The organism is Bradyrhizobium vignae (genome assembly GCF_004114425.1).
GTDB classification, from domain to species: domain Bacteria; phylum Pseudomonadota; class Alphaproteobacteria; order Rhizobiales; family Xanthobacteraceae; genus Bradyrhizobium; species Bradyrhizobium vignae.
The window spans coordinates 21,291-37,332 of the sequence record NZ_RDQF01000031.1 but is presented as its reverse complement, the minus strand read 5'-3'; the positions used below and the strand labels follow the sequence as shown (position 1 = coordinate 37,332).

Annotated in this window: 11 protein-coding genes; 2 read left to right on the top strand and 9 right to left on the bottom strand. The window is 60.5% G+C overall.

Going from position 1 to position 16,042, the window contains the following annotated elements:
* Positions 1-494: 494 nt before the first annotated feature.
* The 9 genes from EAV90_RS24020 to EAV90_RS23980 all read right to left on the bottom strand — a co-directional run bounded on the left by EAV90_RS24020 (position 495) and on the right by EAV90_RS23980 (position 13,682).
* Entirely contained in the window at positions 495-1,526 is a 1,032-nt protein-coding gene (locus tag EAV90_RS24020) for a pectinesterase family protein (RefSeq protein ID WP_245509596.1), read from the bottom strand.
* Positions 1,527-1,784: 258 nt separating this feature from the next.
* Positions 1,785-3,083: a glycoside hydrolase family 28 protein gene (locus tag EAV90_RS24015; RefSeq protein ID WP_129144888.1), complete on the bottom strand. Its 1,299-nt coding sequence runs from the start codon at positions 3,081-3,083 to the stop codon at positions 1,785-1,787.
* Positions 3,084-3,443: 360 nt separating this feature from the next.
* Positions 3,444-4,088 carry a hypothetical protein gene (locus EAV90_RS24010; RefSeq protein WP_129144887.1) on the bottom strand — a complete coding sequence of 215 codons (645 nt, stop codon included), beginning with the start codon at positions 4,086-4,088 and terminating at the stop codon, positions 3,444-3,446.
* Positions 4,075-5,277: a hypothetical protein gene (locus EAV90_RS24005; RefSeq protein WP_129144886.1), complete on the bottom strand. Its 1,203-nt coding sequence runs from the start codon at positions 5,275-5,277 to the stop codon at positions 4,075-4,077. The genes EAV90_RS24010 and EAV90_RS24005 overlap by 14 nt, the downstream gene beginning before the upstream one ends.
* Before the next feature lie 631 nt (positions 5,278-5,908).
* Positions 5,909-6,367: a hypothetical protein gene (locus EAV90_RS40755; RefSeq protein WP_245509595.1), complete on the bottom strand. Its 459-nt coding sequence runs from the start codon at positions 6,365-6,367 to the stop codon at positions 5,909-5,911.
* Positions 6,368-6,921: 554 nt separating this feature from the next.
* A complete protein-coding gene (locus tag EAV90_RS23995) occupies positions 6,922-8,091 on the bottom strand; it encodes a Wadjet anti-phage system protein JetD domain-containing protein (protein WP_129144885.1) in 1,170 nt (389 codons plus the stop codon).
* Between the two features lie 2 nt (positions 8,092-8,093).
* Positions 8,094-11,525, bottom strand: coding sequence for an SbcC/MukB-like Walker B domain-containing protein (locus EAV90_RS23990; protein ID WP_283810503.1), 3,432 nt, complete (start codon positions 11,523-11,525; stop codon positions 8,094-8,096).
* Entirely contained in the window at positions 11,525-12,163 is a 639-nt protein-coding gene (locus EAV90_RS23985; protein ID WP_129144883.1) for a DUF4194 domain-containing protein, read from the bottom strand. The genes EAV90_RS23990 and EAV90_RS23985 overlap by 1 nt, the downstream gene beginning before the upstream one ends.
* Positions 12,153-13,682, bottom strand: a complete 1,530-nt coding sequence (locus tag EAV90_RS23980; RefSeq protein WP_245509594.1) for a Wadjet anti-phage system protein JetA family protein — start codon at positions 13,680-13,682, stop codon at positions 12,153-12,155. The genes EAV90_RS23985 and EAV90_RS23980 overlap by 11 nt, the downstream gene beginning before the upstream one ends.
* A gap of 471 nt (positions 13,683-14,153) precedes the next feature.
* Between EAV90_RS23980 and EAV90_RS23975 the strand changes: the two genes are divergently transcribed.
* Positions 14,154-14,405 (top strand): helix-turn-helix domain-containing protein, encoded by a 252-nt coding sequence (locus EAV90_RS23975; RefSeq protein ID WP_129144881.1) that lies wholly within the window; start codon positions 14,154-14,156, stop codon positions 14,403-14,405.
* Positions 14,405-15,724: a type II toxin-antitoxin system HipA family toxin gene (locus EAV90_RS23970; protein WP_129144880.1), complete on the top strand. Its 1,320-nt coding sequence runs from the start codon at positions 14,405-14,407 to the stop codon at positions 15,722-15,724. Before EAV90_RS23975 ends, EAV90_RS23970 begins: the two co-directional genes overlap by 1 nt.
* The last annotated feature ends 318 nt before the right edge of the window (positions 15,725-16,042 follow it).

The following is a 16,042-nucleotide window of genomic DNA, read 5'->3' as shown; positions in this document are numbered from 1 at the left end:
CACTCCTGACCAGTACCACCGCTTCCAGCTTCGAAGCTCCAACAGGAGTTGCGCACGATCGATCCCTCCGTTGTTAGAGAGCCAAGCCGAAAGTACAAACTTTTCCGGGGACACTCGTTGGCTGTATGGAAAGGGTCTCGGCGCAGAAGCGGCCCTTCCAGGCCCATTCGCTCGGTGGCGCCGGATCAACGATGATCACGAGAGCCCGATGAATCGCGGGGTTCGCAGCCGGTCCTGACATGGCCGCTGTAGCGCCCGGCGCCACCCACCTATTTCAAGAGCTCGGCCGATCGCCGCGAGGCAAGGCAGGCATCGTGAACTTGATCGCGCTCCAGACCATGCATCGCATTCATCAAGCACTCGATTATTGCGCGCAGTTGCGCGTTTCCTTGTTCGTGAGTGACCCTCTGGTGAGGCTTACGATTACCCACAAATATGGTGCCCAGCGCGATGTCGGTGACAGCCCACGCCGCCGTGATATCCGCACGCCCCCGTCATTCATCCGACGATCGCGGTCGTCTCGTCACTCTTGCTTTGTCTTCCATCGATATTCCCTTTGGCAGCCAATCTGTGGCGCCTCCGAAGAACACGCCCAGGGACCATCTTGCAGCTTCACCATCTGTCAGTTGATGGGAGTGAGGCTCGCGGCCTGAGGGGTTAGCCCCAACGCCGAAGGATCTGTATTCAGCATAATAGCTTGTCCTCAAAGTGTTGGTCTTGCCGGGCGTCCATTCGCGCCACCCTTCCGCGATCACGGGGGCATCTATCTTCGCCGCCAGGAAGACCACGGTGGCGTAGGGGCGCCAAGGGCGGCCAAGTGCGATATAGCCCGCAGCAGGCTCGGCAGTTAGCCTGCAATGGTCAAAAACATAGCCACTGTCCTCATCCGGCGCTGCCTTGCTCTGAGCGGTATAGATGACTGTTTGATTTGCGAGGCCGTGCAACTCACATTGCCGGAACCAGGCCTTGGCGTTGCCAAATATGAAATCGACATGCCCTTCGATGTAGCAGTCCGAGAAGTATTGTCGTGACATTCTACCGTTTGGTCCCTTGCCGGCAAATAGCGTGTCCTGGGCACCGAGCAGGCGGACGCGCGTAACGACATCCCTGTCTCCGGTAACGGACAGTGCTACCGCCTGCGAAGGGGGATTGGCCGGGTTGAGCGCGTACTCGTTCTGGATAGTCAGATTCTCGATCCGCAAGTCATCGCCAGCGGCATCCAGCGTCGCCGAACGAGCGGTTCCTCCTACATTGATCGCGCCGTCGCCATACACAATGACCGTATCCTCCGGCTTCCTGCCAGTCCCTTCGATATGAATACCGGATTTGGAGATTTTGACCTTCTCGCGATAGACGCCCGGCGCGATCCGGACATTTCCGCCTTCCGCTGGCAAGGCGTCGATGGCTTGCTGCACGGAGCGATAGTCTGCATTTGCGGCATGCGACACGAATAGTGGCTCAGCGTAGGCTGCCCGGATGCAGAAACACACGGCCAGGAGCGCAGCGGAGGGCACGAGAATTCGCATGTGATCTCACTCTTCGTTGAGCTCGCGGCACGTTCGACGCAGTCGATATGAGAACCGCCGCGGGATAGCCGCTGTGCATGGTCAAACACATTTTCCTCGCCAGCCCAGAACCCCACGTAACTCTCGCAATTGCGGTCCTACAAATCGGGCGGCCGCCCGCAACGAAGTACCGGACATGAGGCTGAGGTTCTGCAACCCGAGCGATTTAGGCCTGCCGATGCGCAAGTCACCAGCCGGGTTCGGCGCCGGGTGTCGTGCTTAGCGATGTGTGTCGCGGAATGCTCTGGCACATGCCTCCGATCCGCGCGGCAGCGGTTCGCTGGCTCGTCCCGGCAGCGGCGGCGATACGTCGGAGGGACTTGCAGTCACCTTCGCGTGTTCGAGTTGCCAGGTCGCGGAATTGGCAAATCGGACATCCTCGAGTGCAACGTCGAGGGCATGCCGCTCGTCTACGCCGCGCATCAGCAGCACACCATTATCACCACGCACATGGCGCAGAACGATCTGCCGATAGACCGGAATCCTCGTGCCTTGCGCGCGGGGATCATATTTTGCATCGAACGTTACCGGCCAACGGTTGCCCCTCAGGCACACGTTCTCATAAGTCACGCGCTCGACCAGACCGCCTCGACTGACATCGCTCTTGATGCGCAGGCCAGACGTTGTACCGTCCAGCGTCAGATTACGTACCAGTATGTCGCTAACTCCGGAATTCACCTCGCTGCCGATAGACATGCCGTGCCCCCAGCCGAAATAATTATCAACAATGGAGATATGGCTGCTTGAGCCATTGTCGCCGGCCTTGATGGCAACGTTGTCATCTCCCGTGCGGATGAAGCTGTGGGCGATAGTCACATTCTGGCTCGCGCCGGGGTCGATGCCGTCGGTATTGCGCGCATCCGCCGGTGAATCGATGGTCAGGCCCCAGAAAGTGGCACCTTCGACCCGGTTCATCGCGACATGGAAATTGGGGGCATTGCGCAAGGTGATACCAGAGAACGTGATGTCCTGCGCATGATCGATCTGGATCAAGCGCGGGGCGTTCTGGTTGCCGCCCTCAGCTTGCGCGCGGCGGGCCAGCTGCCACCAGGTTTCGGCGCCGCCGCTCATCATTGCGCCGCCCTGACCATCGATGATGCCCTCGCCGTAGATGCCCCCACCACGTGTTTTGGAAAAGCTGATGAATGGCCGGCAACCATCGCCCTTGCCCATGATGCGACCACATTGTCCCCGGCCCTTGTCGTAAGCAGCTGGTTCGGGGATGGCGATCAGCGCGGCGCCGCGTCCGATCCATAAGGTCACGCCCGATTTCATCTCGAGTGGACCTGAGTGAAACTCGCCGCGCCCGAGATAAACTGCAGCGCCAGCGGGGCAATGTTCGATGGCGTCCTGTAGGCTGACTGTATCGTCCTTGCCGGAAGGCACAGGGCGATCGCAGACCGTATGAGGTGCAACAGGTTCGGCGATCGCCCGGCGGTCTTGCGCTTTTGCGGCGGGGCAGACAATCACGGAAACGAGTATGGACGATAGGGCCAAGTTGCGAAAACGCTTTGTCATCGAGCTGCTCGTGCTTTATCGCGCGCATACTTGCCGCGTGCCGTTCTGGTAATGAGTGCTGGCTCCGATGGAGCCGCCGCGCACGTCACTGGCCCGCGCAAGTTGACATTTATAAGACGCAGCAGAGGCCTGGACTTGCGATCGCGCAGTAGCACCTTGCCTATGCGCGAAAACGATCAATCGTTGTGCGATCTCCAAATCCAAACAGATTCTCAGCGTTCTCATACTGATTGAGTGCCCAACTGGTCCAGATTTGCGGGCGACGCGCTCGATACGAGCTAAATGCGGCGTTGGCTTTTCCGGGAAGTCAGGTGATCGCGATAGCGAGTTCGGAGCGTCTGCGACAATGGCTTGTGTCCTCTAATAATCGCTGGGCAACCGGCGAGGCGCGTGATCGGAGGACGCCGGCTCATGTTCAAGCAGTCGCCGAAGCTCTCCTGGCGACATCTGCCCCTCGTTGAATATAATGAATGCATCTGGATCAGCCCTAACCGGCAGATCGCCGACCGGATGATCTAGGTCGGACGACACCGGCCCATGGTCCAGCAGTCCACGGAGCTCGCCTGTTGAGAATGGCAGGTACTCGAGTTCCCGTGCCGCGGTATTGGCCATCGACGGCATGTGGCCGGAGGACGGGTCCACTCCGCCCGGTGGAGGCGCATCATCGATCAGTCGACCAAGCTCCCCCGCAGAAAGCGGTAAGGAATCGGAACGGAAAAGATTTGGATCTGTCGAGCCGGAGTGCTGATCGAACAGCCAATCCGGCAGCGGTGGTGTGAATTCATCATCCAGCAGTCGCCAAAGCTCCCCAGGCGAAAGGGGCGCTGGAGCGATGACAGAAGCTTCTGGATCTAGCGAGCCTGCGGCCTCCTGCGCGAGCCGATGTGGCTGCGACGTCGTGGGTTCAATATCCAACAGCCGCGACAGCTCCCCCGGAGAAAGCGGCAGGGGCGCGAAAGTAAAGGCGTCTGGATCTGCCCGGGCTGCGAGCTCATCGGCCAGCATATCCGGATCCAACTGCGCACGACCCATTAGCCAAGAACTGGGAAGGCTCCGCGGGAGCAAACTGCCGGGCGTCCAACGTGAGCTCCCCTGGATCGACGGAGACCGGCGAATGCACTGGTTGACGCTCCGGTGCTCGCCTGCGTTTCGCCGGGCGCTCCGTGAGAACCTCTGGATCCGAAATGAATTGCTCTCGACCCGTGGAAGCCGACAGAAGGATGGATTGATCATCCCACCCGCCGTCGATTTGGTCGCGAAGCTCCTGTTCCTGCCTCAGAAGTTCGGGATCCTCGGCCATGACGGACGGCTCGTGGCCATCGTCATCATCGAGGAGCCGCCAAAGCGCCTCCGGGATGACATCCGACCTTGGCGAGCCGGCGGCGGCGCTGCTTTTGGCCTGGTCAGGGCCGACTGCGCAAGACCCATGCTCCGCACGGGCCAAGCCCCCTCGATGCTCGCGAAGCGCCCAGAGCGAACCTGTCATTCTCTTCCAGTTCTTCGGGAAGGCTTCCTTAACATAGTCGTACAGCGCCTCATCGCTTGTTCCAGCAAGCGTCTCGCCGCGCTCGGCGAGACTGTTCGACAGCTTGCGAAGGGTGGTGTCATGATGCTGGACGGTAGCTGGCGCCCAGTGCTTGCTCTTGCTACCTTCGTCTATGACGCTTTCGATAAGCGGCGCATCAACTTTAGTTGGAGCAACACGTGTGCGGCCAGTACTCATCGAAGTGGCGGCACGCGCGCGCCTGACCCTGACTACAGTTGAACCTCCGCGCTGTTCTTGAAGCGCGCGCAAAGCTATACCTACGTGCTTATTCTCCCTGAACACGGTGTCAGAGAGCTGATTTAGTGCATTATCATCACTGGATTCGAGCGACTGGCCGCGTTCGCCGAGGTAATTCGCCACCTTGTAAAGCATTAAAGTATACTTCTCGGCAGTCAACGGCGACAGTTTTCGGCGAGCACTGACGCCGCTCATCATCTCGTGAATGTAATCAAAATCCGCGCGCGACACATTCGGCGGCGGTTTACGGCCGCGGCGCCAGGCAAGGTCAGCGGAATCGACCGCGCGCGCCGCATCTAGTTGCTGCTCAAAGGCCTCTGCTCCCGCCTGGTTCGGTTGATCGTCTGGAACGCCGTGCTGTACCTCTGGCGGAGGTGCGGCATTGGATATGGCGAAATCGTGCGAGTCCATGCCAGCCTCCTCAACCAAGGATCACTGGTCAGTCCGTATTCGGAGAAGCTTTCCAGAAGCTGACGAGGCTACGGCCGGCCCTGGATCGCATTCGCCGGGAACCCTTTTCTTGGGTTCTCACGAATTTAGGTGACTGACGTGCCTGCCCTCTTTCGGATGGCATCGTGATCATTTGCGAACATAGCCAGCGAGTTCTCGTCATCCTCCATGCAATGTCGGATGAGACATGGTCGGCTCCCGCGGTCAGCACACGCCCGTGACCCGCATGCCATAGCGGACCATCGTGTCATTGAAGCGCCCCTCGCGCTCCAGACACGTCTGGCGGTAAATTGAAAGACCTTAAGACGGACAAAACGGAACTGGCTGGCTCAAGGTGGAGAGCTTTGACATTCCCTCAGAACATCTACGTGAGCAGCCCCCAAAACAGGAGGCTCTAGCGTAAGACGCGGCGCGACGTCCGGATGTGCGTGCATCTCTGGAGAACGCACCGCGGGCAACCCAAAAGACGAGCCTCTCGACAGGGCTGCACCCCGTTGTCCGGTACGTCCGGCGGGCTCGCAACCCTATGCGCCTCGAAATCTTCACCAACTCCGCGACAAAAACGTTCGCCGCCAAGTCCGGCGCGCAGCTTTCAGCAATCCCATGATTGACTCGAAAACGCCGCACCAGCATTCTGATCAACAGGATCATCGACGCTTGAGGATGTGCGCGGTCGTCTTTTACGTATTGAATTGATTGCCGCAGAGTTGCGCTGGCATTCATCTATCGACGGTGAGACCGCTCGACGCTCAAGCCTTCGCTCCAGATCCGCCAATCCTGCCTTACATTCGGCGACAACCGATTGAGCGTGAAGCAGCTTGACCTTGAGCTCGTCCTGTTGCCTGAGTATTTTCTCGAGATCCCAATCGCCCTGCATCAACTCATTGACCCGCTGGAAAGCACCGATTGAAGGCCGCCGCTTAGCTCCACCAGCCCAGGCTCGGCATCTCGCAGATGCCCGCGCTTGAGCCCGGGCCAAAAGTGGCGCAAACATGGTCGTGAGGTATAACGCATTTACGTTGGCCTGAACCATCTTGTTGAGGACCGCCATTCGCTGCGGCCTTTACAAGACAATCGGATTCTGCCCGGAAAACCGGAGCGCGATCCGAAAATGGCAGAGTTCGCGGCGCAGCCGCATGGTTTGGAAAGCGCATCAGGAGACCTCTGCCACCGATCAAGCGGGCAAGTTTCATCTGAACACCTCGACCGAATGCTGAACGAGCATCATAGTCAGAAGTGGTTGGTCACATGTTCAAGCAACCGGCATGCCAATGCCGTGGAGCGTTTTATGAAGAAACGATGTCGGTTTTCCGGTGCTGTTGTCGCGTTTGAACAAACCACGTCTTGAACGAGACATCCGAAGCCGCAACCACGACGTCCACGGCAGCGCTCACTATTGCAGCGGTCAATAGAAAAGATTTTGCGTGCGGCGGCCAGAATGCTCTCACCATTTTTGATTGGTGGGTTGGGTCGAAGCACGGCAAGGAGCCGCCCTACTCATGGCGTTCGCGCTGCGGAACGCAGGTGTTGTTCACAAAGGCCGACGGAGGTCGTCGACCGAGCAAGCTCATCGGGATCGGCACCGCGTTGATCCGCGCGCATTTTCTAATGAAGCTTTGGCAGGACTGGATCGAGTTCTTCCTGCTCGAGCGTCTTGGCTCCATCTTCCGCCAGGTACGCTGCCAGAGCCGCGATACCGGAGCTCGGTGGACATCGAGCGGGTGCCGATTTTTTGAAGGGCACTTGTCCCAAGCGCTCGGCGACTTCGACGCTCATGAGGTGGGGACGGATCGGTCGATCGACGGCGCGCTCGATGGTGTGGAAGATCCAGGTGCCGTCCGGATCGATGTCCGACCAATGAAAGATCGGCGTCTGTTCGGATATCAATCCTGCGATGGTCCGCAGCGCCTGCTGGGTGGCAAGCGAGGGGTACCCGCCGACATACATGGTCGTTCCTAATCGGCCCGGGTCCGCTTCGGCAATGTGCCGGTTGAAGCTTGCGAAGTTTTCAATCGTCAGAACGTAGGCCGGCGGCTCCCGGAAGCGGATGCGATCTGCTTCGTTGGGACTGATCCCGAGATAATGCGGAGAGATACCGGACAGGTCGGCTCCATCGAGGTCGATCTTGCCCGCGATCAGCAGCGGCGGGGCGAAGCGCTCCAGTCCGATCGCTCGCAGTGCCTCGCGGGGGCGGGCGCCAGGCGGAAAGTCCATTATGCCGCTCAAAAGCCGGACTACGGCACCCTCGATGCGCTCGAGTATCTTGCTGTGCCCCACCGTGCGTCGCGAGAAAGTTTTGTAGTCGACGTCCAGATGCTTGTTATCGAGGATCGCCTGCGCGAGAACGAATGCGTGGCGCAGCGTGTCGACGTCGGACGAACCGAATCCGTGCCACGTCTTACCCCGCGCCCACACCTCTGCGATTTGAGAGCCACTGTTCTTCAGGGACTCGTGCAGCGCCACGCCGGCTACAAGCCGCGCGGCGGCGTCCTCCGCGATGCGTGACGCCGGGGTGCGGTCGAGATATCGGTATAAGATCTCCGCTGAGGCCAACCGCACGTGCGCCACTTGGTCTCGTTTGGCACCGCGGCCCCAGCCAATGGACACCGCGCCGGCACTTTCGGCTATCCTGATCTGCTTCAGAAAAGCGTCCGCCGCGACTACCGACGAGAAAGCGGCATAGTCGGGGTGGGCGATTGGGCTTGCGGCGCCGGCCTCGAAACGGTCGAGCAGGTCGTTCAGCAGGCCGATCGCGTCCGTGAAACGTCGCGCCATGACTACTCGGCGGCCAGACGGCTGGCGAGCTCATCTTCGGACATCAAATCCGGATCGATGGCCATCAGTTCGCGCTTGGCCTTCTCTTTCAGTTCCACCACTGTCGCCCTGGACTGTTCGCCGATGCGGTCCACCTCCACGATGGTGTCCATGTGCTCGAGCACGGCGACCCGCTTCTCGAACGGCGCCGCGATCACGAACTGGAGTCCCAGGTTCTTGTAGAAGCTCATCATCTGCCGCTGGTTCTTGCCGTCCATCTTGGAGAAGGCTTCGTCGAACATAGCGAGGGCGAAGCCGGAGGGCTTGCCCGTGCGGCGCTCGGCGCTGCCGTAGACGGCGGCCAGCGAAGCGCCGATGGTGACGTAGATGGGCACCTGCTGTTCGGCGCCGGATCCGGTGCCGCGCCGCTGCTCCCAGCGGGTTGAACGACCCGTAGCTACATCCTCCATGTGAATCTCGAAGGTGTAGAAGTTGCGGTAGTCCTCAAACTGGGTGAAGTCCTTGTCTGGATCCTCGAGCAATGCCTCGAGCGCAAGGATCGTATCCTTATGCGGGAAGTCATCGGGCACGTCGCCTCGGAACAGCATATCGAGCGCCTCCGGAGAGGTTTTGGCAATCTCGATGATCTTCAGGATGGGCTGGAATTCCACCACCTGGGTGCGGTGGAATGAATAACGCTCGTTGTGGAAGGGATGTGTGTAGAGGCTACGGTTCAACGATTGCAGCTCCCGCTCCATCTTGCCGATCCGGGCTGTGAGCGCGTTGATGAACTCGCCGCGCAGCAGGGTGGAGGCTTTTTCCGCCGCTTCCCGCGCCTGCCGTTCGTACTGGCGCAGCTCGTTGGATTCGATATCCGCGATGAGCTGCTCCATCCAGGGCTTCACCTCCCTCAGCGGCTCGCTCTCCGCGCCGACTTGCGAGCTCATCCCGAACTGGTCGAAGTAATCGTAGAGGAGCTCGCGGACCCGCCGCTCGATGCGGGCGCGCTCTGCGTCCGAGGCGTCCGCATCCTTCAGTGCCCTGTCCGCGATAGCGCGGTGCTTCTCGGCGAACCCCTTCTGGGCTGCGACATTGAGGCGCTCGCGGTACACGATCCTGCCCTTGGCGGCGGAGTAGAGCGGGAAGATCTTGCGATAGATCGACCGGGCGACCCGCAGGTTGAGCTCGGAGCCGGGTACGTTTTCGCCCTCTCCCAGTCTCCTCTCTGCCGATCTGACCTCACCGTCATGCTCGCCGAACGCCTTCTGCTGAATCTTTCTCTCGTCGAGCCTCTTGTCCTTCAGCTTCTGCTGCGCTCTCTTCTTGTCGCGAAGGCCGCCGTCACTCGCGCCGTCGAGCGCATCTAGTCTGGCCTGCGCCTCGGCGATCTCGGTCTGCGCAGCCGCGAAGGCCGCGGCGCAAGCCCTCAGATCGTCACGCCCCTCGCAGATGTTCTTCAGTGCGGCAAAGGCCTGCTCCGCTGTGACGGCCTCCTTGGTCTTGTCGGCCAAGATCCGATCCAGCTCCTCGGCCTGATACTGCAGGGAGCGCAAGGCGTTCGCCTGGGCCGCCTTTCCGATCTTGTGTTGCGAGGTTTCGATCCACCGATGGCTTCTGACGAGACCGTCGTCGTAAAGGCCGTCCTTCATGATAGCCCGGCCGGGTCTGTTGAACTGGTCAAGCGTGTCCGCGAGGCGGACCGTGCCGTAGCGGCGCATGATGAAGGCCATCGCGTCCGGATCCTGGCTCCGGAAGATCGAAGGGAAAGTGCCGCGCTCCGGCTTGGCCCTGAACTGCTCGAGCTTGTTGAGGCTCACGAGCGATGCATGGCGAAACTCGCGGCGACCTTCCTTGAAGATTGACGTGGCGGCGCTGATATCCGCTCTGTCCACGAGCACGGCTTCCCGGTCGCGGCCGAGGAGCGCCTCGGCGGCTCCTACCCACTCGGGTTCGGCGACTTCGATGATGTCGCAGAGCACGCGCGGGGCCATTCCGCTCTGCCGCAGCCTGCGGCAGAGGAGTTCAGTGTCGTCGCCGAGATAGGCCCGCGCCCCTCCGGCGGCGTGCTGTCGGATCCGTTCGAGCACCTCGTCGCGGCGGCCTCGGAGCCCGGAAAGCTCCGCGATGATCGTTTGACGTGCTTCGTCGATCTTCGGCAGCCATTTCGCGCCGCTTGCGGCGAAGGACTTCTCGGCCGCGGAGAGCTCGTCGGAGACGCGCCCGATGTCGGCCCCGGCGGTGGCGGTCAGAAGACGCTCAAGCGCAGGAACGAAGTCCTCGAAACGGTCCGCGCACATCGCGCGGAGCGGCTCCAGGCGACGGATGTTCTCCATACGAGCTTTGAAGTCCGCCGAGGCGCGGTGCGCCGCCTGCCCGGCCACATCGGCGGTCTGCTGCAGGAACTTTCTGCCGGTCTTGGCATCGTGCTCGGCGATCGCGGCCGTGAGGCGTTCGATCTCGCTATCGATGGCCTTGACGTCGTCGTCGATGAATTCGAGTTCTTTTGCTGCCGCGTCCCGGCGCGCCATCTCGGTACGCCGCTTGGTCTTGAAGTCCAGGTTTGTCGCGCGCGCCGCGAGCCAAGTCGCGCGTTTTGCGATCCATTCCTCCCTGAACTTGGTTTCGAGCGCTTCTTCAAGAGTGCCGAGGACGACCCGAAGCGCCCTCAGGGCTTCGAGCCTGAGGCGCATCTTTCTGATGGTTTCGCTAATGTTGCGGTAGGTCTGGATCGACTCGCGCAGCTCCTTGATGCCAATCGGACTGTCCTCGAGGATATAGTTCCGGACGAACTGCGTGGCCGTCTGGTTGTGGTCGAGCGTCATCGCGTTGACGATTGACTTCTGCAGGGCGCTGGCGTTCTGCTCGCCATAGGCCGAATGCGGCAGAAGATGGCGCATGTACTCGCGGACGTAGTCGCTCGGCCGGTCGCGATGATTGACGAAATTGCCTTCGCCGACCGCAGCGACGATCCGAGCGCGCACGTCCTCCCACTGCGCCGGGAATTGCGACTTTCCTCGCTGCTCGATGAAGTCCTTGGAGCTCAAGACGGTGCCGACGGCGATGAACAGTGCCAGCACAGTCTCCCTGCTGTCGGACTTGCGCGCCTCAAGCGCCATGCCGATCGTGACCGGCGGTCGATCGCCTTCCTTGTCTTCGAAGCCTAGCGCCACATAGGTGCGTGCCTCGTCGCGCCGGCGCTGGTCTTCTCCGAGCGTCCCAAGGCAGTAATCGACGACGCTGCGCTTCGAGCCGCTGCGCGATTTTCCGCTGTCGCCGGCGACCGCGTTCAGGCGCAAGAACCGCCGGCTCCCGCCGGTGAGAACGACCTGTGCCATGTCGAGGATTGTGGATTTGCCGGACCGGTTCTCGCCCAGGACCCCGACGTGTCCTGTCACGTCAATGTCGGCGACATCGAACAGGTGCCAGTTCACCATCGTCAGGTGGCGTAGCTCCATCATGCCTCGTCTCCTGCAGGCTGCGGAAACCGCGCCTCCTCGCTACGGACGTAGCGCTCAAGCCGTTGGAGGGCGTCGCTGCCACTGATCAGCTTAATAATCGGGCGGATCCTGATCTCGCAGTCCTGCTGCTCGTCGTCAAAATCACCGATCTCGACCAAACTGCGTTGGGCGGCCTCGCGCAGGATGTCCCGGAAGCGGGCCGGCGAGATCGCGCCTCCGCCGCCGTGTTGCGCCATCTCACGATAGCGATCGAACAGGTCGTTCAAAGTGGCAACTACGACGGCCCGGTCCTCGACCGCTCCGACGTTGACCTCCTGTTGCCAGTATGCCGCCAGCACCAGGACAACAATGGTTTCGTCGAGCTTCATTCGAGGCAGCGGCACGTCCTCGTCCATGGCGACGATGCCGGCCCACTGCGCCTCCGGATCGCGATGGACGCGGTATCCGCAACTATCGAAGAAGCCGTCGACCACGTCGCGGAAGCGGCCATCCATGATCGTGTTGTAGACTGTCCCAGTCCGGGGATCTCCCGCGAACACGAACTGCCGCCTTAGCAGGAAGTGCAGGGCTTTGCGGAGGTCGGCTGCCTTTTCCGCGCCGAAGGAGCGCTCGACGTTTTCGAACTCACTGAGCACGGGCTGCCTCTGCTTTCCGGAAGGGGCCGGATCGCCTGACCACGAAGTTCGCACACCGAAGCCATTCGCTGTCGTGGGGCGGCGTGTCTGGGCGCGGCTCCAGATCGAACCCGGCCGCGACCTGCGCCGGAACCTCACCCGTTAACGCATATCGGCGGGCGCAATCGAAGGCGAGAAAGTCGTCCACGGTCTCGATTTCCATGAAGCGGGCTTCCTTGGTCGCGAATGGCGGCACCTGGCCCTCGAGAAATCGTCTGACATCCTCAGGGCGGGGTGCGATGCGAGCGATGTACTCGAGGCGGAGCTTCTTCCGCAGTTCGTACAGCGGGTCAGACGGGGGCCCTGCGAGCTCCCTCGCTTCGACGGGACGGCGCGGCTGCCTGGCCGGGGCCTGATGGTGCTCCGACCAGGGGGACCGCAGCGGCTCGATGCTCCATTCGATAGTCGCCTTGTGGTGTCTGCCGTCCCGCAGTAGGGCATCCAGACGCCGCACCAGGTCGCCGGCCCGGCCGACGAGTCCCTGCCCGCCCCGCTCGGCGTACTTAATCGTGTTGCGGACCCGGGCTTCGAGCTGCCTGCGGAAGGCCTCGATCCTATCGAACATCTCCCCGATCTGATCGAAGATGCTCTCGATGGCCAGCAGGTCGTCGGTCGCGGCCATTCGACCGTCCTCGATGTCGGCTGCCATGCTGGAAGCTGTGTACTCCTCGGCGAGGACCTGCATGGTTTGCGGGGTGTAGGAGATCCTCCGCGCGAGATCGACGATGGCGTCGCGGAAGCGGTAGGGATGGTTGACGGTGAGGATGGACTCGAAGTCCTTCAGCAGAAGCTGGTCGACGAACTCCTCGAAAAAGGCTTCCAGCCGGGTAGCGACTGTTTTCGACTCCATGACGGTCCGTCGGACGCGCTTCAGGTCGGCCAGAATGGCCCGCAGGCTCTTAGTGAACTGGTCGGCCTGATTGCGCGCCTCGCGGACTGCGAGCGCGGCTTCCCGCTGTTTGCGGTCGGTGATCTCGGGCCTCAGTTTTTCCACGGCCTCCAGGTTGAGGCGGATTTGCACGATCAAGCCGCCGAATCGCTGCGAGAGATCCTTGTTGAGGCTCGCGAGCCGCTGGATCACGAGCAGTGGTCCCATAGCCATGTCCACGGTAACGCGAAGCCCGTATTCCTCCTCCTCAAGCCATCCCCAGGCGAGCAGTCGGGCGTACAATTGTCGGGCAAGGCCGAGCGCCTTGTCGCCCTTCTCGCAAGCGAGCGCGAGGTCGGCCTTCCGGATCCGGCGGCGTCCCGCGGAGATCATTTCCGGCAGGCTGCCAAAATCATCGCCCTCATTCCAAAGGGCCGGGTTGGCGCGCATGACGTCATAAATGGCATGGACGACCTGCTGGGGGGTCGGAAACGACGGCGCGCCTGAAAAGAAGCGTTCATGGAGGTCGAGCAGACAGGCCGCGTACAGGTGCTTGTGATCGCGCGAGAAGGCCAAAAACGCGTCGTCATGCAAATGGCGGAACAAGGTCAATGACGCGGCTCCTTGGCCCGACTTCATGCTGAGATGGCGACGCTAAACGCATGATGTGCCGGACAACATTGTTATTGAGAGTGGGTCTTGAAAATACAACCGGAAGATCGATCCGTTCTTAGTATGTTCTAATATAGCTTTCCAGCTCAATCGCTGTCGAGGCTCCAAAAGTCGGATCGGAGTTTGTGTCTAGTCTTTAGATATGGAGCAATCGGCCTCAAATCATTGAATCTATTTGTGTAACTCTTCTAATAAAAGGAGTTGCTGGCGCGAGAGATACAACCAGTTTTGTTACCACTCCGCCAAAACGTGAACAAACATCTATAAAGCATTTTTCCATCATCGATCGAATCCATTCTCTCATTCATACGCAATTGCGTATTAAACGTAAATATACGCGGACGCGCATAATCGTTGATATTCGCGAACGCGCATATTGACGTCATATACGCAGTCGCGTATCGTGATTTGATGGATACGATCGCCCGCACCCCGCAACAAGTTGGCGCTGGAATCAGACGCTTCCGGCGGCAGAAGAAGCTTACCCAGCGTGACCTGGGTGAGAAGATGCATGCGCGTCAAGCGACAGTCTCGAAGCTCGAGGCCGGCGAACCTGCAACGCAGCTACGCATCCTGATGGATGCGCTGGCCGGGCTCGACCTCGAGCTCGTCATCCGGCCGCGCACCAAATTAACGGCTGAAGCGATTGAGGATCTCTTTTGATGGCGCGTCGTCCTGCCCGGGCGCCGCTCAATGTTTACCTCAACACGCGGCTGGTCGGCCGGCTGCGACGCGAGAGCAGCGGCGCAATCGATTTCCAGTACGACAGGCAGTGGCTCGCGTGGGAAAATGCCATCCCTGTTTCGGTGTCGCTGCCTCTGCGCGAGGATCGTTATATTGGCGATCCAGTCGTCGCTGTCTTTGACAATCTTCTGCCCGACAATGACGACATTCGCCAACGCGTCGCTGAACGTGCGCATGCTGACGGCCCCGACGCCTACAGCCTGCTTTCCGCCATCGGCCGCGACTGCATTGGTGCGCTGCAGTTCCTGCCCGATGGTGCCGCGCCCGGAGCCGCCGGCGCTATTGATGGCCGTGCTGCCAGCGATCAGGAGATTGCAGCCATTCTCGGCAATCTTGCCAGCAATCCACTCGGCATCGGCCCCGACCAGGATTTCCGTATTTCTCTGGCCGGTGCGCAGGAAAAGACAGCGCTGCTTTACTGGAAAGACAAGTGGTACGTTCCTCATGGCACGACCGCAACTACGCACATCATCAAGCCGCAGATCGGGAAGTTGCCGAACGGAATCGACCTGACCAGCAGCGTTGAAAACGAGCATCTGTGCCTCGAGCTGGTTGCCGCGCTCGGCTTGCCGGTCGCCAAATCAAGCATCATCGATTTCGCCGGGCGCCGCGTGCTCGCAGTCGAGCGGTTCGATCGCACCTGGACGCGCGACGGCCGCCTGTTGCGGCTGCCGCAGGAAGACTGCTGCCAAGCACTATCGGTTCCGCCCGCGCGCAAGTATGAATCCGACGGCGGACCTGGCATCCGCAAAATCTCGGATTTCCTCAAGGGCAGCGATACGCCTGAGGACGACCGGGCCATTTTCTTCAAGGCGCAGATCGTGTTCTGGCTGCTTGCCGCCACCGATGGCCATGCGAAGAATTTTAGCATTCATTTGGCGCCGGGCGGACGTTTTCATCTTGCCCCGCTTTACGATATCATTTCGACCCAACCGAGCCTGGACGCTGGACAGATCAGCCAAAACCAAATGAAGCTGGCTATGGCGATCGGTAGCAACCGGCATTACGTCGTCCACACGGTGCTCGGCCGACATTTCGTGCAGACTGCGAAAAGCTGCGGTCTATCCGACAAAACAGTCAAGGCTGTCATCCAGCAGCTCGGCGATACAGCCGCAAAAGCCATAGATCAGGTGCTGAATGCGCTTCCAGAAGGATTTCCGGAGAAGATGGCCATATCGATTGCTGATGGCGCGAAGCGCCGTGTGAATTCGCTGGCTGGTCTCAAGAGTAGTGAATGATCCGCGGCCAGTCGGCGCGGCGCGTAGTTAGGCTTTTCTGACCGAGCCGGCGTTGCGGCCAAGATCTCGGGATCATAAATTTGCTATGTGTCGCCTGATGAAAGAAGTTGCTCTCCGCGTCCCATCTTCCAAGGCGGCCTTCATCGAAGGAGCCCAATCAGCCACCGCCGCACTCAATTCGTGCCCGGCGCCTTCACCGCATGAGGCGCCGCTCCAACGCCTCTAGAACGGCGTTGAGAGCAAGTCCGATCATCGTGATGCTGATGATGCCCTACATCTGAGGCATCAGGAACGTGTACTGACTGTTGATGATGAGAC

Excerpts from the sequence above, each read along its gene's own strand:
- EAV90_RS24020 (WP_245509596.1), bottom strand. The coding sequence starts at position 1,526 with ATGCGAATTCTCGTGCCCTCCGCTGCGCTCCTGGCCGTGTGTTTCTGC.
- EAV90_RS24015 (WP_129144888.1), bottom strand. The coding sequence starts at position 3,083 with ATGACAAAGCGTTTTCGCAACTTGGCCCTATCGTCCATACTCGTTTCC.
- EAV90_RS23995 (WP_129144885.1), bottom strand. The coding sequence starts at position 8,091 with ATGGCGCGACGTTTCACGGACGCGATCGGCCTGCTGAACGACCTGCTC.
- EAV90_RS24005 (WP_129144886.1), bottom strand. The coding sequence starts at position 5,277 with ATGGACTCGCACGATTTCGCCATATCCAATGCCGCACCTCCGCCAGAG.
- EAV90_RS23990 (WP_283810503.1), bottom strand. The coding sequence starts at position 11,525 with ATGGAGCTACGCCACCTGACGATGGTGAACTGGCACCTGTTCGATGTC.
- EAV90_RS24010 (WP_129144887.1), bottom strand. The coding sequence starts at position 4,088 with ATGCTGGCCGATGAGCTCGCAGCCCGGGCAGATCCAGACGCCTTTACT.
- EAV90_RS40755 (WP_245509595.1), bottom strand. The coding sequence starts at position 6,367 with ATGGCGGTCCTCAACAAGATGGTTCAGGCCAACGTAAATGCGTTATAC.
- EAV90_RS23975 (WP_129144881.1), top strand. The coding sequence starts at position 14,154 with ATGGATACGATCGCCCGCACCCCGCAACAAGTTGGCGCTGGAATCAGA.
- EAV90_RS23970 (WP_129144880.1), top strand. The coding sequence starts at position 14,405 with ATGGCGCGTCGTCCTGCCCGGGCGCCGCTCAATGTTTACCTCAACACG.